This is a genomic window from Collimonas sp. PA-H2, from assembly GCF_002564105.1.
GTDB lineage: Bacteria > Pseudomonadota > Gammaproteobacteria > Burkholderiales > Burkholderiaceae_D > Collimonas.
Genome location: NZ_PDBX01000001.1, coordinates 4,001,672 through 4,022,251, shown reverse-complemented (window position 1 = coordinate 4,022,251; position 20,580 = coordinate 4,001,672). Strand labels below are relative to the sequence as shown.

At 60.1% G+C, this 20,580-nt stretch carries 16 protein-coding genes; 3 read left to right on the top strand and 13 right to left on the bottom strand.

Translation table 11 applies throughout. The features are described 5' to 3' along the window. Position 1 precedes the first annotated feature (1 nt). Positions 2–1,294, bottom strand: a complete 1,293-nt coding sequence (locus BCF11_RS18475; protein ID WP_098496043.1) for a hypothetical protein — start codon at positions 1,292–1,294, stop codon at positions 2–4. Here BCF11_RS18475 and BCF11_RS27655 point away from each other — a divergent pair. Further along, positions 1,293–1,619 (top strand): hypothetical protein, encoded by a 327-nt coding sequence (locus tag BCF11_RS27655; protein ID WP_143751372.1) that lies wholly within the window; start codon positions 1,293–1,295, stop codon positions 1,617–1,619. The genes BCF11_RS18475 and BCF11_RS27655 overlap by 2 nt on opposite strands. A gap of 75 nt (positions 1,620–1,694) precedes the next feature. Here BCF11_RS27655 and BCF11_RS18470 read toward each other — a convergent pair whose 3' ends face one another. After that, the gene (locus BCF11_RS18470) at positions 1,695–4,004 is read right to left on the bottom strand and encodes an NADP-dependent malic enzyme (protein WP_098496042.1); all 2,310 of its coding nucleotides are present in this window, start codon (positions 4,002–4,004) and stop codon (positions 1,695–1,697) included. Positions 4,005–4,502: 498 nt separating this feature from the next. On the opposite strand from BCF11_RS18470, the gene BCF11_RS18460 reads away from it, so the two are divergent. Further along, positions 4,503–5,801, top strand: a complete 1,299-nt coding sequence (locus BCF11_RS18460; protein ID WP_098496040.1) for a serine hydrolase — start codon at positions 4,503–4,505, stop codon at positions 5,799–5,801. A 60-nt stretch (positions 5,802–5,861) separates the two neighbouring features. Here the strand turns inward: BCF11_RS18460 and BCF11_RS18455 are convergent, their stop codons facing one another. The 6 genes from BCF11_RS18455 to BCF11_RS18430 all read right to left on the bottom strand — a co-directional run bounded on the left by BCF11_RS18455 (position 5,862) and on the right by BCF11_RS18430 (position 12,945). Then, the gene (locus tag BCF11_RS18455) at positions 5,862–6,305 is read right to left on the bottom strand and encodes a dihydroneopterin aldolase (protein WP_233212536.1); all 444 of its coding nucleotides are present in this window, start codon (positions 6,303–6,305) and stop codon (positions 5,862–5,864) included. Continuing rightward, on the bottom strand, positions 6,305–6,910 hold the full coding sequence (locus BCF11_RS18450) for a sarcosine oxidase subunit gamma (RefSeq protein WP_233212535.1): 606 nt from the start codon (positions 6,908–6,910) through the stop codon (positions 6,305–6,307). The genes BCF11_RS18455 and BCF11_RS18450 overlap by 1 nt, the downstream gene beginning before the upstream one ends. Further along, positions 6,900–9,914: a sarcosine oxidase subunit alpha family protein gene (locus BCF11_RS18445; protein WP_098496037.1), complete on the bottom strand. Its 3,015-nt coding sequence runs from the start codon at positions 9,912–9,914 to the stop codon at positions 6,900–6,902. Before BCF11_RS18445 ends, BCF11_RS18450 begins: the two co-directional genes overlap by 11 nt. A 1-nt stretch (position 9,915) precedes the next feature. Further along, a complete protein-coding gene (locus BCF11_RS18440; protein WP_098496036.1) occupies positions 9,916–10,203 on the bottom strand; it encodes a sarcosine oxidase subunit delta in 288 nt (95 codons plus the stop codon). A gap of 62 nt (positions 10,204–10,265) precedes the next feature. Further along, positions 10,266–11,510 (bottom strand): sarcosine oxidase subunit beta family protein, encoded by a 1,245-nt coding sequence (locus tag BCF11_RS18435; RefSeq protein WP_098496035.1) that lies wholly within the window; start codon positions 11,508–11,510, stop codon positions 10,266–10,268. A gap of 43 nt (positions 11,511–11,553) precedes the next feature. Beyond that, entirely contained in the window at positions 11,554–12,945 is a 1,392-nt protein-coding gene (locus BCF11_RS18430; protein ID WP_098496034.1) for an L-serine ammonia-lyase, read from the bottom strand. A gap of 507 nt (positions 12,946–13,452) precedes the next feature. Here BCF11_RS18430 and BCF11_RS18425 point away from each other — a divergent pair. Continuing rightward, positions 13,453–14,541, top strand: coding sequence for a low specificity L-threonine aldolase (locus tag BCF11_RS18425; RefSeq protein WP_098496033.1), 1,089 nt, complete (start codon positions 13,453–13,455; stop codon positions 14,539–14,541). A 39-nt stretch (positions 14,542–14,580) separates the two neighbouring features. Here BCF11_RS18425 and fdhA read toward each other — a convergent pair whose 3' ends face one another. The 5 genes from fdhA to BCF11_RS18400 form a co-directional block, all read right to left on the bottom strand. Beyond that, positions 14,581–15,783: a formaldehyde dehydrogenase, glutathione-independent gene (gene fdhA / locus BCF11_RS18420; protein ID WP_098496032.1), complete on the bottom strand. Its 1,203-nt coding sequence runs from the start codon at positions 15,781–15,783 to the stop codon at positions 14,581–14,583. 174 nt (positions 15,784–15,957) lie between these two features. Continuing rightward, the gene (locus BCF11_RS18415) at positions 15,958–16,914 is read right to left on the bottom strand and encodes a choline ABC transporter substrate-binding protein (protein ID WP_098496031.1); all 957 of its coding nucleotides are present in this window, start codon (positions 16,912–16,914) and stop codon (positions 15,958–15,960) included. Positions 16,915–17,094: 180 nt separating this feature from the next. Further along, positions 17,095–18,180: a GlxA family transcriptional regulator gene (locus BCF11_RS18410; RefSeq protein ID WP_098496030.1), complete on the bottom strand. Its 1,086-nt coding sequence runs from the start codon at positions 18,178–18,180 to the stop codon at positions 17,095–17,097. A 95-nt stretch (positions 18,181–18,275) separates the two neighbouring features. Then, entirely contained in the window at positions 18,276–19,172 is an 897-nt protein-coding gene (gene choW / locus BCF11_RS18405) for a choline ABC transporter permease subunit (protein WP_098496029.1), read from the bottom strand. After that, entirely contained in the window at positions 19,165–20,283 is a 1,119-nt protein-coding gene (locus tag BCF11_RS18400) for a glycine betaine/L-proline ABC transporter ATP-binding protein (protein ID WP_369827861.1), read from the bottom strand. Before BCF11_RS18400 ends, choW begins: the two co-directional genes overlap by 8 nt. Positions 20,284–20,580: the final 297 nt, after the last annotated feature.

Sequence of the window (20,580 nt, the reverse complement as noted above, 5' to 3'; positions counted from 1 at the left end):
TTTATGCTGCTTGCCGGCTATCGCCGTTATCGGCATTCGACGGTGCAGCCCGCGCCAGCCATAGCTTGATTTCAGCCGCCTCGAACAGCAACGGACCTTGCGGCAGAGCCGGCGCTGCCGGCCTGCCCTCGTTCCAGTCCGACAGGTCGGCTTGGGCGACGCAGCCATCAACGCGGCTAAAAATATCCTCGACATCGCCTTGCCAGGGCTGGTACAGATCTTGATTCACCACGATCAGCAAGGACAAGCGCGCGTTGTCGTCGCGCGGACCGCCAAGGCCCGCGCGCGTGCTGCGTTGAAGCAAGGCCAGTCCGCCGCCGGGACTGTGCAGCAATGCAACCGGCGCGCCTAAAAAATAGCGTCCGATGTCGATAATGAACCGATTGGCTTGTTGAATTTCATCGCACAAATCGATCTCTGCCTCCTTGCACAGGCTGTCGTACTGTACCGGCGTGAGTGCGGTATCGAGCGGCACGGTCAACCCGGATTCAAAACCCATCGGTATCAATATGCCGTTGCCGCTGGCAGCCGCAAAGCGCAGTGCGCGCAGGCTGGCCCGTCGGCGCGAAGGAACATCAGTCAGGCTAAGCTGGCCCGCCAGACGGGGACCGAAAGGCGTTTCCGGGAAAGCAATGATGGTGGCGTCGCCACTCAGATTATCCTGCTCGCGCACGTAGTGCGTGGCCTGGTAGTCCCACCACGCTCCCGGACAGAAAACGGCATCGAAACCAGCGCCAGCCAAAGGATCGAGTTGTGGTGTCGCGGCGCCAGGAGTCCAGGCCAGGAAACTGACCGAACTGCAATACTCGCGGGTTGCTGCCATCAAAGCCTGCCAAAGCGTGACAGGCACCGCGGCAGGCACGCTGCAGACGAAGCCTGCCACACCGGCATCCAGCAAGGCTTGCAAGCGTCTGCGCCAAAGCGCCGATACGCCGTGTTGCACGGCGCTGTCCGTCATGCGCAGAGGCAGGCCGCCGGCAGACAAGCTGTCATCCGCTAAGGATTTGCTATCGAACCAGTGGGGACAGGTCGCGACCAGGGGATCTTCCGGCGTGACTCTGTCGAGCACGATGTCGAGCAACAAACGCAAACCGCGTTCGGCGCAGGCCGCCGTCAGCTGTTCCAGCTGCGGCCCGTCTTCGATCCCGCCGTGCTGGCCAAGATTGAGTGTATTGGCCAGCAATACATGATCAAATCCGAGCTCGCCGCAATGGTCGAGCAAGGCGGGCCAGCCCTGGCGCGATACCAGGGCGGGGTTGACGCAGTAGATGCGGGGTGCAATGGCGAAGCTCATGTCAGCAATCCTTGATAGCGTTGCGGCAGCGCTGCCGGCCAGAACAGCCGCCCGCAAGCGCAGCCTTGGACCCAGGCAATCGTTCCACATTGGGCAGATTCAGACTTTATCGTGCCCCATGGCGGAAACATATCGGCGCAGGCCGCAAAGGATTGTAGGAATCCACCTACATAGACAGGTGACTACATTTACCTCAGGAAAATCAAAAATCGTTACTGAATTTTATGCATCGCCATACCCGGAAATCGATATCTTTTACACAATTAAAATCATGGGCCACGCATCCAGGCAGAGCAATTCATGGGCGCCAGCGGATAAAGAATAGACGGACAGGCAAAAAAATCTCCGTCGCTGCAGATGCAGCCACGGAGATTTTCTAGCGGCGGGTACTACTGGCCGCTCAGGCTTTCTGTTTTGCCGAAATCGCGTTTGCCACTACCAGCGCCGTCATGTTGACGACGCGGCGCACCGTGGCCGACGGGTTCAGGATGTGCACCGGAGCAGCAGCCCCCAGCAGCACCGGCCCCACCGTCACGCCCTGGCCCCCGGTCATCTTCAGCACGTTGAACAGGATGTTGGCGGCATCCAGGTTCGGCGTGATTAGCACATTGGCGTCGCCCGACAGGGTTGATTTCGGCAGGTATTGGGCGCGCAATTCCGCGCTCAAGGCAGCATCGCCGTGCATCTCTCCATCGGCCTCGACATCCGGCATGCGCTTGACGAACAGGTCGCGCGCAGCACGCATCTTCTTGGCCGAAGGCCGGTTGCTGGAACCGAACATCGAGTGCGACAGGAAAGCCACCTTGGGCGGTACGCCGAAGCGGCGCACTTCTTCCACCGCCATGGCGGCGATGTCGGCCAACTGCTCTGCGCTCGGATCGTCGTTGACGAAGGTGTCGGCGATGAACAAGGTGTGCTTGTCCAGCACCAGGCCGTTCATGGCGGCGAAACCCTTGGCGCCCTCGCGCAAGCCAATGATGTCGCTGACGTGTTCCAGGTGGCTGTCGAAGCGTCCCACCAGGCCGCACAACATGCCGTCGGCGTCGCCCAGCTTGACCAGCATCGACGCGATGGTGGTGTTCGAACGACGCAAGGTCGACTTTGCCATCTCCGGCGTCACGCCGTCGCGTGCCTTGATCTCGTGATAGGCTTCCCAGTACTGGCGGAAACGAGCGTCGTCTTCCGGATTGATCAGCTCGAAATCGCGTCCCGCCTGCAAGCGCAGGCCGGCGCGCTTGATGCGCGCTTCGATCACGGCCGGACGGCCGATCAGGATAGGCCGCACCAGCTTTTCTTCCAGCGCGATCTGTACCGCGCGCAGTACGCGTTCATCTTCGCCTTCTGCGTAAACGATGCGCTGCGGCTCGCCGCGTGCAGCCAGGAATACCGGACGCATGAACATGCCGGTGTGGCTGACGAAACGCATCAGCGACTGCCGATAGGCATCCATGTCCTTGATCGGACGCGTCGCCACGCCCGACTCTTCGGCGGCGCGCGCCACCGCGGGAGCGATGCGCAGGATCAGGCGCGAATCGAAAGGCTTCGGAATGATGTACTCCGGGCCGAACCGCAATTCCTGTCCGGCATAGGCTGACGCCACTTCTTCGCTGATCTCAGCCTTGGTCAGGTCGGCGATCTCGCGCACGCAAGCAACCTTCATCGCTTCGGTGATGCTGGTGGCGCCGCAATCCAGCGCACCGCGGAAAATGTAGGGAAAGCACAGCACATTGTTGACCTGGTTCGGATAGTCCGAACGGCCGGTGGCGATGATGCAGTCCGGCCGTGCTTCCAGCGCCAGCTCAGGGCGGATTTCCGGTTCCGGATTGGCCAGCGCCAGGATGATAGGCTGCGTGCCCATGGTCTTGACCATATCCTGTGACAGCACGCCAGGCGCGGAACAACCGAGGAAAACGTCAGCGCCGACGATCGCGTCCGCCAGCGTGCGCGCATCGGTAGACTGCTGGTAGCGCTGCTTGGAAACGTCCAGCTTGTCTTCGCGCTTGTCGTGGATCACGCCACGCGAATCGCAGACGAAAATGTTTTCGCGTTTGACACCCAGTTCGACCATCAGGTCGAGGCAGGCAATCGCCGCCGCGCCGGCGCCCGAGGCTACCAGCTTGACTTCGCCGATCTTCTTGTTGACCAGTTCCAGTCCGTTCAGCAGTGCCGCCGATGAAATGATGGCGGTGCCATGCTGGTCGTCGTGGAAGACCGGGATCTTCATGCGTTCGCGCAGTTTCTTCTCGATGTAGAAACATTCCGGCGCCTTGATGTCTTCCAGGTTGATGCCGCCCAGGGTCGGCTCCAGCGCCGCGATGATCTCGACCAGCTTGTCCGGATCGCGCTCGGCCAGTTCGATGTCGAACACATCGATGCCGGCGAAATTATGGAACAGGCAGCCCTTGCCTTCCATCACCGGCTTGCCGGCCAGCGGGCCGATATCGCCCAGGCCCAGCACAGCGGTGCCGTTGGTGATGACGCCAACCAGGTTGGCGCGCGAGGTATATTCCACCGCCAGGTCCGGATTTTCATGGATCGCCAGACAGGCGTAGGCCACGCCGGGAGAATATGCCAGCGAGAGGTCGCGCTGGTTCGACAAGGGCTTGGTCGGCACCACGGCGATCTTGCCGCGCGTCGGGCTGCGGTGATATTCCAGCGCAGCATCGCGCAGGGCCTGCTCGGCCGCTGAAAGAGTGGTGGGGGTGCTCATTGATGGTCTCCTGGATACGCTAACGAAAATTCTGTGGCAGCGACATTAGCACAATGTCTATCGATTCGGTTTCTCGACGACCGATATCTCTGCTGTTGAAGATGCTTTTGGGAAAGGAAATTATTCTGTGGGGTTGTGGTTTGAATTGTGCGGCTCATGGCAAATGGTAGACGAATCTGGTCAAATTTGCAGCGTCCACGTTAAAAAAACAAACAAGTACGCCGAGCCTCGCCTGCCGCGATTTCTACAAGATATCCAGAGAGTAATTTTTGTGCGGCGCATCATGCGACTTACTGCGAACTCTGACAGCTGTACGGAGAAATTCATTGCGGTATAAAGGCCATGGATTCGAAGAATTATCCTTGGCGATCGACAGATTCGAGCCTTTTACCGACAGATTCAATTCATCGCAAGCTCCCGGCCATTTTTCATTGATGTGCATATTTTTGATTTTCTGCTGCGCGAGCACGATGAAAATAAAATACAAAGGAATAGCAAATGTCAGATTCCGCATTAGCCAAAAACACCGATGTTCCAATCACACGAAAATCCGGCGATGCCGAGGAAACGGATCCGGTGAAGATGGGATGGATGGTAGGCTCCCCTCCCCCTGCCGATAAAATAATCAGATTCTCGGATGGCGGCTCTTCCACGTTCCCCAAGACTCGCTGGTCGTTTTCCAATTCCCGCCAATTTATTCCCAGCACTGTCGTAGCGCGAGGTAGCGGACCTGTCAGCCTGTTACCGGCAGACAAACGCGCAGACGCGGATATAGACAATGTGTCGTTCCAGCCGTTAGTAGGCGTTGGCCCGATGACCTGGAAGCAGTCGCTGGCCGCCAACTACACGGACGGCATTGTCGTGCTTCACGAGGGGAAAATCGTCTATGAACGCTATTTCGGCGTGCTCACCCCTGAAAAACAACATGTCGTGATGTCAGTCACCAAATCGTTTTTTGGCACTATCGGCGCCATGCTGGTCGCAGAGGGCTTGATAGATGAAACCGCGGCAGTGTCCGAATATATAGAAGAACTTGAAGGAACTGGCTTTGGCGACGCAACCATGCGTCAAGTGCTGGATATGCTTACCGGCATCAAATACTCCGAGGACTACACCTGCCCGGATGCGGAAATTTACAAGCATATGCTTGCCGGCAGCATGATTCCACGTCCGCCCGATTACAGCGACGAAGAGCCGCAAACGTTTTATGAGTACCTTGAAACAGTAGAAAAAGAAGGTGAGCACGGTGAAGTCTTCGCCTACAAGACCGTTAACACCGATGTGCTTGGCTGGGTGATTCGCCGCGTAACGAAAAAATCCGTGGGAGAAAATTTACAAGAAATGATCTGGAGCAAACTGGGAGCAGAGCAAGATGCCTATTTCTCGGTTGACACCATCGGCAATGAATTTGCCGGCGGCGGTTTGAATCTGTGCCTGCGGGACATGGCGCGCTTTGGCGAAACAATGCGCCTTGACGGCTTTTTCAACGGCCAGCAAATTGTGCCTAAAGCCGTTGTGGCAGATATTCGCAAAGGCGGCGACAAGGAGCGCTTTGCCGCCGCCGGCTATCCGACCCTGCCGGGATGGAGCTATCGCAACATGTGGTGGATATCGCACAACAAGCACGGCGCGTATATGGCGCGCGGCGTTCATGGACAAGCGATCTATATCGACCCCACAGCTAAAATGGTCGTCGCCCGATTGGCTTCAAACAAGACGGCGGCCAATGCGCCGGATATAGATAGCACGTCCTTACCCGCCTACCACGCGCTTGCTGAATATCTAATGACGCGATAGATGGATTGCAGCGGCCCCGCTCCGCCGTGGGGACCGTCCTTATCCGCTGGCCTTGTGTACTCAGGCTGCGACGCCGTTTTCCAAGGGATGCAAGACAAGCAGGGTTTCATAACTCCAACGCGTCCAGTTTGAGGCTACACCCAGACGGGCGGTGTTAGGGCGGATCTTCGGCTTGTGGATCGCCACCCGTATTTCATCCAGCATGGGGAATTCGCGGAACGACAGGCTGGCCACTTCGGAGGCCAGCGTCTCCAGCAGTCTGGTATGCGGCTTGGCTTGCAGAAAGGCGGTGACCACGCCGCAATAATGATCATAGTCGATCACCGCGGCAGCATCGTCATCGCGCATGCCGCTACCGCCGGTTTTGTACGACAGTTCGATGTCCAGTTCAACCGCCTGCGGCTTTACATGCTCATGCGGATGCAACCCGACACTGGTCATCGCCGCCAAGCCCTCGACAAAGATCTGCCAGCGTACGCCGCTGGCGATGTTCTCGTTTTTCATCAAAAATACTCCTGACAGGCGTCAAGCAGGATCCGGCCAAAATAATCGGCAAAGCTGCGGCGGATGATCAGCTCATAGGCGCCGTCGGCCAAAGGACGAAGCAAGACGCCGGCCTTGAAGTAGTGGCTCTGGGCGCATTGGCCCACCTTGAAGACGCCGGCATGGAAATCCAGCGGGCAGCCCTTCTGCAAGACTGCGCGCGCCTTCGCGCCGCTCAGCAGCAGGCTGGTGTTGCCGCTACTGACATCCACCACCGAAGCAAACTCTGCCGCCAGCGCGCCGGCCAGGTCGGCGCACAGCGCAGGCAGGCGCGGCTGCCTGGACTGGATCAGCCATTCGTTCGGCGCCAGCCAGTAGATGACGAACTGTTCGCTTTCGGCAATCGTGTTCGGCTGCAGCGGCAATGTTGCGCCAGTGAGATTCTTGACTGCCCGCAGGAAGCTCGCTGAGCCAGCATCGCCCTTGATATTGATCAGTTCCAGGAAAGGTTTCTCTTCCAGCTGGACCGGCTGGTTAGCGCCTGCCGTGAGCGGCGCCAGCAACTGTCCCAGTTCCGCCAATGGCGATTCCTGCTGCACCTGAAAAAGCTGGGTTTCATTCAACATGTTGACGGACTCCTTCTGCATCGTAGAACACCAGGCTGCTGATCTTGGCGGCAAGGTTGCGCCCGTTCACCAGCGGAATGCTGACTTCCTGCCCCATCTTGCCGAGGCCACCCTTGATCAGCGCGAAGGCGATCGAGCGCTGCAGGATCGGGCTGAAATAACTAGACGTCACATGCCCTATCATAGTGGCGGTCGGCTCATTGCTTGGCTCGGCCAGGATCTGGCTTCCTTCCGGCAGCACGAAATCCTTGTCTTCGCTGAGCAGGCCCACCAGCTGCTTGCGGTTTTCGCCAGCGGTATCCGAGCGCGACAGCGAGCGTTTGCCGAGGAAATCCTTAGACTTGGCGACCAGGCCGCCCATGCCAAGGTCGAATGGCGTGACCGAACCGTCGGTATCCTGGCCGACGATGATGTAGCCCTTCTCGGCGCGCAGCACGTGCATGGTTTCGGTACCGTAAGGCGTGATGTCGAATTCCTTGCCGGCTTCGATGATGGCGTCCCAGATCGCCCGCCCCATATTGGCCGGCACGTTCACTTCATACGACAGTTCGCCGGAAAAGCTGATGCGCATGATGCGGGTGAAGACGCTGTTGATGCTGCCTTCGCGAAACGACATGAAGGGAAATTTCTCGTTGGAGAAATCGATATCCTTGCAGACTTTCTGCAGCACCCGGCGGGCGTTCGGCCCCACTACTGCAAAGGTGGCGAAATGATCGGTCACCGACGTCAGGTTGACCTTCAGGTGCGGCCATTCGGTCTGCAGCCAGCGCTCCATCCAGTCCAGCACGCGCGCCGCGCCGCCGGTGGTGGTGCTCATCAGGAAATGCTGCTCGCCCAGGCGCACCGTGACGCCGTCGTCGAACACCATGCCGTTCTCATCCAGCATCAGGCCGTAGCGGCACTTGCCGACTTCCAGCTTCTTCCAGGGATTGGTATACATCCAGTTCAGCAGTGTGACGGCATCCGGTCCTTGCACATCGATCTTGCCCAGGGTGGAAGCATCAAGGATGCCGACGCTGTTGCGCGCCGCCAGGCATTCGCGCGACACCGCCGCATGCAGATCTTCCTGTCCGCGCGGGTAGTACCAAGGGCGCTTCCAGTTGCCGACATCTTCAAACAAGGCGCCCTGCTCCAGATGCCAGGGATGGATGCAGGTCTTGCGGATAGGCGTCAGGAACTCGCCCAGTTCGCGCCCGGCCACCGTGCCGAAGCTCACCGGCGTGTAGTTCGGACGGAAAGTCGTGGTGCCGGTTTGCGGGATGCTCTTGCCCAGCACCTCAGCCAGGATCGCCATGCCGTTGATATTGCCAAGCTTGCCCTGGTCGGTGCCGAAGCCGAGCGCGGTGTAGCGTTTGACGTGTTCGACCGAGTGATAGCCCTCGCGCGCGGCCAGATAGATATCGGCAGCGGAGACGTCGTTCTGGTAATCGACGAACTGCTTGGGGCCGCGTCCGACCTGTTTGCGGTCGCCCACCAGCCACAGCGGCATGATCGGCGCTTCCGACAATTCCGCCACTTTCCAGTTCGGCAGCGCCACCGGCTTCAAGCCAGCCGACTCGACAGCCTGCTGCGCCGCCAGGGCGCCATCGCGCAAGGCGCCAGCCAGGCTGAAATCACCGTTGGCGGCGCCGGCGCTGGTTTCCTTTTGCATCGCCGAGCCTGGGACAAAGCAGGCTTTTTCATTGTTCCAGTGCGCCTTGCCGCCGGACTGGGCGAACAGATGGATGACCGGATTCCAGCCGCCGGAAACGCCCAGCAAGTCGCAGGCAAGCGATGTGATGAACTGCCCCGGCACGCCATCACTATGCGCGGCGACTTCCACCTTCTTGACGTGGCGGCTGCCATGCGCAGTCACCACTACCGCGTCATTAATGATGCTGACGCCCTGCCGTTTGGCGGCTGCCGGCAGGCTACTGTTGCTGGCAGCGCGCGGATCGACCACGGTCACTGCGGCGCCGTTGCTCCTTAAGTCGAGAGCGGTCTGGTAGGCGTCGTCATTGTTGGCAAAGATCACCACCCTGCGTCCTGGCAGCACGCCATAGCGATGGATATAGGTCGACACCGCCGAGGCCAGCATGATGCCGGGCAGATCGTTATTGCCGAACACGATAGGCCGCTCATGAGCGCCGGTGGCCAATATCACGTGCTTGGCGCGCACCTTCCACAGGCGCTCGCGCACCTTGCCGCCCCGCTGCGCCAGCGGCAGATGCTCGCTCAGGCGCTGGGTTACGGTCACCAGGTTGTGATCCTGGTAGCCGAATGCCGTGCTGCGCGACAAAATCGTCACTTCCGGGAAGGCCTGCAATTCTGCGCTGATTTTCGCTACCCATGCGGCGGCCGGCAAGCCGTCGATCAGCGCCGGCCCCGACAGCAGGCTGCCGCCCAGTTCCGACTGATCGTCGACCAGCACTACCCGCGCGCCGGATTGCGCCGCCACCCACGCCGCCGCCAGGCCGGCCGGGCCGGCGCCGGCCACCAGCACGTCGCAATGGGCATAGGTTTTTTCATAGCGGTCCGGATCGAGCTCTGTCGGCGCCTTGCCGAAACCGGCGGCTTCGCGTATCACTTCTTCATATTTGCCCCACCAACTGCGCGGCCACTTGAAAGTCTTGTAATAGAAGCCGGCCGGAATGAAACGGGCAAATAGCTGGTTGATCGCCATGCGGTCGTTTTCGATGCTGGGGCTGGCGTTGACGCTGGTCGCGCTCAAACCCTGGTACAGCTCGATTTCCGTGGCGCGGGCGTTAGGCACGGTGAAGGCGCCGCTTTCCAGCTGCACCAGTGCATTCGGCTCTTCCACGCCGGCCGTGACGATGCCGCGCGGACGATGATATTTCCAGCTGCGCGCGACGAAATGCACGCCGTTGGCCAGCAGCGCGGAGGCCAGCGTATCGCCCTGAAAACCCTGGTAACTTTTGCCGTTGAAGGTAAACGTCAGGGGAACGGCGCGGTCGACGCGGCCGCCGCTCGCCAGCCTGTGTGTCTGATTCGTCAGTTGGCTCATCTTAGGCTCCCGTGCCGTCGGCGGCAGGCTTGGTTTCGAACTTGCTGTAGCTGAGGAATTCGTAAGTGACGGTATCGCGCTCGGCCATGAACCAGCGCCGGCAGCCCTGGTTGTGCACCCACTGCTCGCGGTGCACGCCGCGCGGATTCTTGCGCATGAACAGGTAGTCGCCCCAGGCTTCGTCGCTCAGGTTTTCGGTGTCCAGCGGACGAGCGATATCGGCTTCGCCGCCGCAATGGAACTCACTCTCGGCGCGCGGCCCGCACCAAGGGCAGGTGATCAGTAACATGGTGGTTCTCCAGACAGATGGCGGATTGAATCAAGGCTCAATAAGCAAATCGATGAGCGGGATCAGTGAGCGACGGCGGCGGCGCCGTGTTCGTCGATCAGGTGGCCGTTGTAGAAACGGTCCAGCGCAAACGGCGCGTTCAGCGGGTGCGGGTTATCGTTGGCAATCGTGTGAGCGAAGACCCAGCCCGAACCCGGGGTGGCCTTGAAGCCGCCGGTGCCCCAGCCGCAATTGAAGTACAAGCCCTTGACCGGCGTCTTGGAAATGATCGGGCAGGCGTCTGGCGAGACGTCGACTATGCCGCCCCACTGACGGTTCATGCGGACCCGGCTGAACACCGGGAACATTTCGACGATCGCCTGCAAGGTGCCTTCGATCACGTGATAACTGCCGCGCTGGCCGTAGCCGGTGTACTGGTCGACGCCGGCGCCGATCACCAGGTCGCCCTTGTCGGACTGGCTGATGTAGGCATGCACCGCGTTCGACATCACCACCGTATCGAGCACCGGCTTGATCGGTTCCGACACCAGCGCCTGCAGTGGATGGCTTTCCAGCGGCAGACGGATGCCCGCCATCGCCGCCAGCACGCTGGAATGGCCGGCCGCCACCACGGCCACTTTCTTGGCCTTGATAAAACCCTTGACGGTGTCTACCCCGGTCACTGCGCCATTTTCGCGGCGGATACCGGTGACACCGCAATTCTGCAGGATATCGACGCCGCGCTCATCGGCGCCGCGGGCAAAGCCCCACGCCACCGCATCGTGCCGCGCCACCCCGCCACGGCGCTGGAACGAAGCGCCCAGCACCGGATAGTGGCTGTTGAGATTGATGATAGGAACGATTTCCTTGACCTGCGCCGGCGTCAGCCATTCGGCATCGACGCCGTTGAGACGGTTGGCGTTGATGCGACGGTCAGTGTCGCGCACATCCTGCAAGGTATGCGCCAGATTCATCACGCCGCGCTGGCTGAACATGACGTTGTAATTGAGATCCTGCGACAAACCTTCCCACAGCTGCATGGCCTTTTCATACAGCATGGCCGATTCGTCCCACAGATAGTTGGAGCGCACAATGGTAGTGTTGCGGGCGGTGTTGCCGCCGCCTATCCAGCCCTTTTCGATGACGGCGATATTGCGCAGACCGTGCACCTTGGCCAGGTAGTAGGCGGTAGCCAGGCCATGGCCGCCACCGCCGACGATGACGATGTCGTATTCCTTTTTCGGTTCCGGGCTTTTCCAGGCCCGCTGCCAGTTTTCATGATAGGAGAGGCTGTTGCGGATCAAGCTGAATATCGAATAATTGCTCATAAACCCCTCAAAATTCCGGAACCGCGTTATCGCTGAAAGCTACTCAGCACTCAATGACATTTACCGCCAAACCACCACGTGATGTTTCCTTGTACTTGGTCTTCATGTCGGCGCCGGTCTGCATCATGGTCTTGATGACCTTGTCCAGCGACACATAGTGCTTGCCGTTGCCGCGCAGGGCCATGCGGGCGGCGTTGATCGCCTTCACCGCACCCATCGCATTGCGTTCGATGCAGGGAATCTGCACCAAACCACCGACCGGATCGCAGGTCATGCCAAGATTGTGTTCCATACCGATTTCGGCGGCGTTCTCGATCTGCTCGGTGCTGCCGCCCAGCACAGCCGCCAGCGCACCCGCCGCCATCGAACATGCCACCCCGACCTCGCCCTGGCAGCCGACTTCGGCGCCCGAGATCGATGCATTTTCCTTGTAGATCAGGCCGATCGCCGCCGCCGTCAGCATGAAGGTCATGACGCCGTCCTTGTTCGAGCCCGGGATGAACTTGGTGTAGTAATGCAGCACCGCCGGCAGCACCCCTGCCGCGCCATTGGTCGGCGCCGTGACGATGCGGCCGCCAGCGGCGTTTTCCTCATTCACCGCCATCGCATACAGGTTGACCCAGTCCAGCATGGACAAAGGATCGGTGAACGATTCCTCGGAACGATCCTTCAGCTGCCGGTACAGTTCGGCAGCACGGCGCTTGACCTTCATCGGGCCCGGCAATTCGCCATCGATGGAACAGCCGCGCTTGACCGCCGCCGCCATCACATCCCAGATGCCCAGCAGCTTGGCGCGCACTTCTTCCGCCGAGCGCCAGTGCTTTTCGTTTTCCATCATCAGAGCAGCGATGGTCAAACCGCTTTCCGCCGACATGCGCAGCAAGTCGTCGCCGCAATGGAAGGGGTACGGCAGCTCGCCTTCCGACTGCACGCTGCCGGCCTGCACCAGGTTGACGCGCTGGCCTTCCTTGCTGACCACGAAGCCGCCGCCGACCGAGTAGTACTCTTTCTCGGCAATCACGCTGCCAGCCGCATCCAGGGCGACGAAGCGCATGCCGTTCGGATGCTGCGGCAAAGCCTCGCGCCGGAAAAACAGCACGTGATCCTTTTCCACGCAGCCGATCGGATGGGTACCGTTCAGCAGCAGCTTCTTGGTGCTGCGGATTTCCGCCAACCGCGGCTCGACGTGATCCGGATCGATGTTGTCCGGCAGGTTGGCTTCCAGTCCCAGCAATACCGCCTTGTCGCTGCCATGGCCTTTGCCGGTAGCGCCCAGCGAACCGTACAGCTCGACACGCACCGCATGCACCGCATCGAGCAGATTTGCGTCGTGCAAATAAGCTGCGAACCGGTTGGCGGCAATCATCGGCCCCACCGTGTGCGAACTGGATGGACCGATACCGACCTTGAATAAATCGAATGTGCTGATGTTCATAAACAACTCGATTTCATACTCTGGCAAAATTCTGTAAAACCGTTCATGACAACTCCTGGGTGGGTTGAAGTATTTTTCTCGGCAAACATCACCGGCCGCGCAAGACACCACAACGCCAGAGTACAGTGCAACAGTGCTGATCGATGCTGCCATCAGCGATAACTGCAGTGCTATTCCTTGACATCATTTTGTCCTTGCAGCGGCTGGTCTATTTTCCGTAGCTGACAAGTGTTTGTCCTTTTCCGACAAGCACGACATATTTTAATTTTACGACCAAGTGACGGGCATGACGCGATGACATTTCCTTGTAGGGGATAAGTCAAGCGCACAAACCTTGCCAATTAGGCATTTTCCCGAGAAAGCGGCGGGCGCTCAGGCATTTTCGGCCAGGACGCCAAGCTTTTTCCCTGCAAACGAGAAACGGCTTTCATGGCGGCAACGCCAAATCGCGGTAGGATAGCAAGCTTCCTTTCCCCGACCTAGCCAAAAGCGCTTCAGCCACCAGATATGTCTAACGCCAATCTACGCAATCAGTGCCATACCTTCTTTTCTTCATCCGCACCGCGCTCCGCCGCCCAGGATTTTGCCGCGATGGCGGCTTGGTGCGAGGCGCATGATATCCAGCACGACAGCTATGGCGAAGGTACGCTGATCCAGGATTTCGAGAACAAGGTGGCGGGGTTGCTGGGTTTCGAGGCGGCCCGCTTCGTCATCACCGGCACAATGGCGCAAACGGTGGCGCTGCGCATCGCCTGCCAGGACAAGAACAACCAGCTAGTGGCGCTCCATCCGACGGCGCATATCTTGCGCCATGAAAGCAGCAATTACCAGTTGCTTGACCATTTCAAAGTACTCAATGTCGGCAGCCCGTTCCGGCCGTGGACCGCGGACGATCTGAAGGCCTTGCCGGACCGGCTGGGAGCCGCGCTGTATGAGCTGCCCATGCGCGAAATCGGCGGCCAGCTACCGGCCTGGGAACAGCTGGAAGCAGTCAAGCAATACTGCCGTGAAAAGAATATTCATTTGCACATGGACGGTGCGCGCCTATGGGAAGCGGCTGCCGGCTATGGACAGCCGCTGGCCAGCGTGGCGTCCGGCTTCGACAGCGCCTACGTTTCGCTCTACAAGGGGATCGATGGCCTGGGCGGCGCCATGTTGCTGGGCAAGCAGGATTTCATCAGCCGCGCATCCGAATGGATGAAACGCATGGGCGGCAACGTCTATCAACGCTCGCCTTACGTAGTGGCGGCAGCCATGCGATTGGATGAAAAGCTGGCGCGCATGCCGGCCTACCTGCAGCGCACGCGCGAACTGTATCAATTGCTGACGCGCTACCCGCGCTGGCAAGTCAACCCGCGCCAGCCGCATTGCAATATGCTGCATCTCTACCTGCCGGTCGAGCGCGAGGCAGCGAACGCCGCGCGCGACCAGCTGGCCAGGGAACACGGCGTCTGGCTGTTTGGCCGCGCCAGCGACGCGGCCTTGCCGCAGCAGTGCTATATCGAGTGGTATGTGGGAGAGGCGCTGCTGTTGTTGTCCGACCAGCAGTTTGTTGAGGCGCTGGATCAGTTCCAGGCGCTGCTGACGGCCGCCTGACAACTGCGGCCGGCGCAGACAGCAGCCGGCAGCAGTCCCTCAGGCAGCCTTTTTCAGCAAATGATGCGGATCGATGACAAACTTCTTCGGCGCCCCGGCATCGAACTGCTGATAGCCGGCCGGCGCCTGGTCCAAGGTAATGACCTCAACGCCGACAATGTCTGCGATCTTGATGCGATCCCACAGGATCGCCTGCATCAGCTGGCGGTTGTACTTCATCACCGGCGTCTGGCCGGTATGGAAGCTGTGCGACTTGGCCCAGCCGAGACCGAGGCGGATGCTCAGGCTACCGCGCTTGGCGGCGCTGTCGACCGCGCCCGGATCGTCCGTCACATACAAACCCGGAATGCCGATCTTGCCCGCCACGCGCGTCACTTCCATCAACGAGTTGAGCACGGTGGCCGGCGCTTCCGCCTGCGCCCCGGCATGGCCGTGGCCGCGCGCTTCAAAGCCGACGCAGTCGATCGCGCAATCGACCTCGGGCACGCCGAGTATCTGCGCGATCTGATCGCTGAGCGAAGCATCGGTGGACAGGTCCACCGTTTCAAAGCCGACGCTGCGCGCATGGATCAGACGCAAAGGATTGACATCGCCGACGATCACCACCGCCGCCCCCAGCAAACGCGCGGAAGCAGCCGCCGCCAACCCGACCGGACCGGCGCCGGCGACATACACGGTGGCGCCGGGACCGACGCCGGCGGTGACCGCGCCGTGGTAACCGGTCGGCAGGATATCCGACAGACAGGTCAGGTCGCGGATCTTCGCCATCGCCTGTTCTTTATCCGGAAAACGCAGCAGATTGAAATCGGCATACGGCACCATCACGTATTCAGCCTGGCCACCGATCCAGCCGCCCATATCGACATAGCCGTAGGCGCCGCCGGCGCGCGCAGGATTCACGGTTTCGCAGACACCGGTATGCTGTTCCTTGCAGGTGCGGCAGCGGCCGCAGGCGACGTTGAACGGCACCGACACCAGGTCGCCCTTCCTGATGGTTTCGACATCGGAACCGACTTCTATCACTTCGCCGGTAATTTCATGGCCCAGCACCAGCCCGGCCTGGGCGGTTGTGCGGCCGCGCACCATGTGCTGGTCGGAACCGCAGATATTGGTGGACACCACTTTCAGGATCACGCCATGCTCGATTTTCCGGCCTTGCGGATTATCCAGCTTGGGGAATGGGATGGACTGTATTTCTACCTTGCCCTGTTCGATATAAACCACGCCACGATTTTCAGACATTGAGTCTCCTCCAGTCAGGATGTTATGAAATCTAAAATTTACCGTCTAGGCGACCCCGTTTCGTCGGCCACGTCTAGGCGACCCCGTCATTCCCGCGAACGCGGGAATCCATGTTGACGCATCTAACGTGGGTCCCCGCGTTCGCGGGGACGACCCCTCTGATTGTTTGCGCCGTTACAATCCGAGTGAAGTCTTCACCGCCGGCAAACCATCCTTGCCATCGAAGGTCTTGACGCCGGCCAGCAGTTTTTCCAGGACCTGCGGATTCTTCTTCAGCCATTCCTTGGCCGCCGTCTTCGGATCTTCCTTGTCCATGATGCGTCCCATCAGCTGGTTTTCGATGCCGGTGGAAAATTGCAGGTTGACGGCCAGCTTGTCAGCGTTCGGGCAGCGTGTCGCGTAATCGGTTGCGGTCACGGTGTAAACCTTGGCTTCGCCGTAGTTAGGACCGAACACCTCGTCGCCGCCGCTCAGGTAGCTGATCTTTTGCTGCACATTCATCGGATGCGGTTCCCAGCCCAGGATCACGATCCATTTCTTTTGCTTGACCGCTCGGCCCAGCTCGATCAGCATGCCGGCCTCGCTGGATTCCACCATCTTGAAGTTCTTCAGGTTGAACTGGTTCTTGCTGATCATGCCCTGGATCAGCGCATTGCCGTCGTTGCCGGGCTCGATGCCGTAGATCTTGCCGTCCAGCTCCTTGGAAAATTTAGCGATGTCGGCAAAGGTCTTGAGGCCGGCATCGTAGGCATAGGTCGGCACCGCCAGCGTATATTTGGCGCCGGTCAGGTTAGGCGTGGCCAGCACTTTCACCGAACTGTCCTTGACGAACGGCGCGATGATAGGATCCATGGTCGGCGCCCAGTAACCGAGGAACAAGTCGATCTGCTTGTTCTTGACGCCGGCAAAGGTGATCGGCACCGAGGCAATGGTCTTGGTGGTGTGATAGCCCAGCCCCTCATACACGGCCGATGCGAGACCGGTGGTGGCGGCGATATCGGTCCAGCCGACATCGGCGAAACGGACGTTCCTGCACGATTGCGGCTCCTGCGCCTGTGCGGAACCCAGCATTAGCATAAAACAGGCCGAGGCCATGCCCATGCCGGCCAGCGCCAGCTTGAATGATTTCATTGCATTTTCTCCTGTGGCAAAGACGAAAGTCCGACGCTCCCGGTTGCATTGCATCGGCATAAATTAAACGCTTGATTTCGCACTTCGACGCAAGGCCAGCGCTCAGCTGGGAACCATGCGTGCTCGTACAAACCAGAAATTACTCGCATGCACGCGACGGCTTAGACCGATTGCGACATGCTATTGCCTGCCGGCGTCAAACAGCTCGTCCGGCGCCAGCGGCAGCGGTGGCAACGGCGGCAATTCGTCGACCGCTGACAGGTAAGGATGGCGCAGGTGCCGCTCGCTGCTGGGCGAACGTCCGAACTGGTTGCGGTAAGCCTTGCTGAAATGGCAGGACGACTGGAAGCCGCAAGCCACTGTCACGCTCATGATCGACATCGTGGTTTGCAGCAGCAGTTCGCGGGCGCGCCGCAGGCGCAGCTGCAGGTAGTAATGGGTAGGCGTGACGTCCAGGTAATACTTGAACATGCGCTGCAGCTGCCGTTGCGACAAGCCCACCAGCCTGGCGATCTCCTCGAACGACAGGGTTTCTTCGATGTGGGTTTCCATCAGCCGCGCCACTTCGATCAGCTCCTTGCGGCTGAAGCCGAGCCGGGCGGCGATCGGAATATGCTGCTGGTAGGCGCCGTCGCGTATCCGTTCCAGGATGAACTGTTCGGAAATTTCCGCCGCCAGCGTCTTGCCGTAGCGGTTGGCGGTCAGGTTCAGCATCAGGTCGATAGGCGCGGTGCCGCCGGAACAGGTAAGGCGGTCGCGGTCTACCGCAAACAGCCCTTCGGTGAACAGCACCCGCGGAAAATCCTCACGCAGGGCCGAGATGTTTTCCCAGTGGATGGCGCACTGGTAGCCGTTCATCAGCCCCGCTTTGACCAAGGCATAGCTGCCGGTGCAGATCCCGCCCAGCATGACGTTGCGCCGCGCCAGCTGGGTCAGCATGGCGTTCAACTTGTCGTTGACCGCCTCGTGGATCTTGACGCCGCCGCAGACGAACAGGATGTCGGGCGTGCCGGCCTGCTCCAGCGTCAGCGTCGGCGTGATCGGCAAGCCGTTGCTGGCCTGGGCCGGCAAGCCGTCGACACTGATCACCGACCAGCGGTACAAGGTCTGGCGGCTGATGTAGTTGGCCATGCGCAGGACCTCGATGGCGCTGGCGAAGGCGATCATCGAAAAATTCGGCAAGGTCAGGAAGCCGAAGTGCACCACCGGCGCTGGCGCCGCGCTTGGCGGCGACGCCGGTTTTGAAGCTAGCTGCTGCGAAGACATCCTGCCTCCATCTATGGCTACCGGCGCTGGACTTCCAGCGCCCGGATCACGTTGCTGCAATCTTGCTCAAATCGCTTAATGCTTCTGCCGGCCGGCTAGCTGGTGGCCAGCGCCGGACTCTTGCGAAACCATTTGCGCAGCCGGAAAAAACGCTGCACCTTGCCGGCTTCCGGCGTGCGGCCGAAACTTTCGGTGATACGGTCCAGGATGATCGCCAGCAGCACCACGCTCAGTCCGCTTTCAAAACCGAGGCCGATGTCCAGCCGCTGGATGCTGGCCAGCACGTCGTTGCCGAGCCCACCCGCGCCCACCATCGAGGCGATGATCACCATCGACAAGGCCATCATGATGGTCTGGTTGATGCCCGCCATGATCGACGGCAAGGCGTTCGGGAACTGCACCTTGTACAGCAGCTGCCAGCTGGTGCAGCCGAAGGCCTGGCCGGCTTCGACGATTTCATTGTTGACCTGGCGGATGCCGAGCGCGGTCAGGCGCACCGCCGGCGGCATCGCAAAAATCACGGTGGAAATGATGCCCGGCACCCGCCCCAGGCCAAACATCATGGCGGCCGGAATCAGGTAGACGAAGGCCGGCATGGTCTGCATCAGGTCGAGGATGGGGCGCACGATCATCGCCACCCGCTTGCTCTTGGCGGCCCAGACGCCGACCGGAATCCCCAGCGCCAGGCTGATCAGGGTGGAAGAAATGGTCAGCCCCAGGGTGACGATGGTCTGGTCCCAGAAGCCGGTGTTGTAGATCACGAAGAAAGACACCACGGTGAACAGCGCAAACTTGAAGCCGACGCGCCAGACGCCGAGCACGATGAAAAAGCCCATCAGCAGCCACAGCGGCAGCACTTGCAAGCCGTGTTCTATGGATTCGGCAAACCAGCTGATGGCGTTGCCGAAGCTGTCGAAGCTGTTGCCGTGCTTATCGAGTATGTAATGGACGAACTGGTCGACCCAGCGCCCCAAAGGAAGATGCTCAGACATGCGAACCTCGGGATGTAGACAAAGCTTTGAGAACCATGGCCTGGCTGATCGCGCCGCAATAGCAGCCATCGCCATCCACTACCGGCAACGGCGAGCGGCTGTTGATCAGCTTGTCCATCACGTCTTCCAGGTTGCTGCGGTGATGGATCACCTCGATCTGGTCCATGGCGCCGGCCTGGGGATTGCCGTCGGCGTCGGCGTGGCGGCGAGTGGCGACGATGCCCTGCACCTTGCGCGCGCCATCCACCACGAAGGCATAGTCGGATCGACTGCTGGCATACAGGTCGCCATTGGCATGCAGTTCGCTGGCGGAAGCCACCAGCGGCACGGCGTTGGCTTGCATCAGGTCGCCGGCGGTCAGGTAGCGGTTGGTGTCGACGCCATCGAAGAAGGCGCGCACATATTCTTCAGCCGGGTTGTCGATGATTTCCTGGGCGGTGCCGACCTGCACCAGCCGGCCGCCTTCCATGATGGCGATGCGGCTGCCGATGCGCAGCGCTTCTTCCAGGTCGTGCGACACGAAAATGATGGTGCGCCGTTGTTCCTTTTGCAAATCCAGCAGCACATCCTGCATTTCCTTGCGCTTGAGCGGATCGAGCGCGGAGAAGGCTTCGTCCATGATCATCAGCGACGGATTGACCGCCAGCGCGCGCGCCAGGCCGACGCGCTGCTGCATGCCGCCCGACAGTTCGCACGGCAGCTTGGCGGCGAACGATGCCAGGCCGACTTGTTCCAGTACCGTCATGGTGCGCCGCTCGCGCTCCTTTTTTCCGGTGCCGGCCACTTCCAGGCCGAAGGCGGCATTCGACAGCACGGTGCGGTGCGGCATCAGCGCGAACGACTGGAACACCATGCTCATGTCGCGCCGGCGCAGCTTGATCAATTGCGAATTCGTCATCTGCGCCACGTTCTGGCCATCCACCAGGACATTGCCGGCGCTCGGATCGACCAGGCGGTTGATGAGGCGGATCAGGGTCGACTTGCCGGAGCCAGACAGCCCCATCAAGACAAAGATCTCGCCCTCCTGCACCTCGAAGGAAACGTTGTGGACGCCAACCACCTGTCCGGTTTCGGCAAATATCTTGTCCTTGGAGTGCCCTTTTTCGAGCATGCTCAAGGCCAGTTGCGGATTGTTGCCGAAGACCTTGTACAAACGGTCGACCACTACTTTTGCAGACTTCATTACCTGTCTCCTGATAGTGCATGCAACCAGTTGCTGCCGGGACAATGCCTTGCTGCAACGTATCGCTAGCGTGCGGGTCTAGCCTGACGGTCATTGCCCGCTTGTTTGAAATCCACTGCTGCAGAGTGTATGTGCAGCACAGCAGGAAAGACAAGCAGCAGCGACATCGCGCGACCGTCACGATCGCGGGAAATTCACGGAAAACTTCGTCCAGCGTTAATCACA

Coding starts and splice junctions, on each gene's coding strand:
- BCF11_RS27655 (WP_143751372.1), top strand. CDS start 1,293: ATGTCAGCAATCCTTGATAGCGTTGCGGCAGCGCTGCCGGCCAGAACA.
- BCF11_RS18475 (WP_098496043.1), bottom strand. CDS start 1,294: ATGAGCTTCGCCATTGCACCCCGCATCTACTGCGTCAACCCCGCCCTG.
- BCF11_RS18470 (WP_098496042.1), bottom strand. CDS start 4,004: ATGAGCACCCCCACCACTCTTTCAGCGGCCGAGCAGGCCCTGCGCGAT.
- BCF11_RS18460 (WP_098496040.1), top strand. CDS start 4,503: ATGTCAGATTCCGCATTAGCCAAAAACACCGATGTTCCAATCACACGA.
- BCF11_RS18455 (WP_233212536.1), bottom strand. CDS start 6,305: ATGAAAAACGAGAACATCGCCAGCGGCGTACGCTGGCAGATCTTTGTC.
- BCF11_RS18450 (WP_233212535.1), bottom strand. CDS start 6,910: ATGTTGAATGAAACCCAGCTTTTTCAGGTGCAGCAGGAATCGCCATTG.
- BCF11_RS18445 (WP_098496037.1), bottom strand. CDS start 9,914: ATGAGCCAACTGACGAATCAGACACACAGGCTGGCGAGCGGCGGCCGC.
- BCF11_RS18440 (WP_098496036.1), bottom strand. CDS start 10,203: ATGTTACTGATCACCTGCCCTTGGTGCGGGCCGCGCGCCGAGAGTGAG.
- BCF11_RS18435 (WP_098496035.1), bottom strand. CDS start 11,510: ATGAGCAATTATTCGATATTCAGCTTGATCCGCAACAGCCTCTCCTAT.
- BCF11_RS18430 (WP_098496034.1), bottom strand. CDS start 12,945: ATGAACATCAGCACATTCGATTTATTCAAGGTCGGTATCGGTCCATCC.
- BCF11_RS18425 (WP_098496033.1), top strand. CDS start 13,453: ATGTCTAACGCCAATCTACGCAATCAGTGCCATACCTTCTTTTCTTCA.
- fdhA (WP_098496032.1), bottom strand. CDS start 15,783: ATGTCTGAAAATCGTGGCGTGGTTTATATCGAACAGGGCAAGGTAGAA.
- BCF11_RS18415 (WP_098496031.1), bottom strand. CDS start 16,914: ATGAAATCATTCAAGCTGGCGCTGGCCGGCATGGGCATGGCCTCGGCC.
- BCF11_RS18410 (WP_098496030.1), bottom strand. CDS start 18,180: ATGTCTTCGCAGCAGCTAGCTTCAAAACCGGCGTCGCCGCCAAGCGCG.
- choW (WP_098496029.1), bottom strand. CDS start 19,172: ATGTCTGAGCATCTTCCTTTGGGGCGCTGGGTCGACCAGTTCGTCCAT.
- BCF11_RS18400 (WP_369827861.1), bottom strand. CDS start 20,283: ATGCTCGAAAAAGGGCACTCCAAGGACAAGATATTTGCCGAAACCGGA.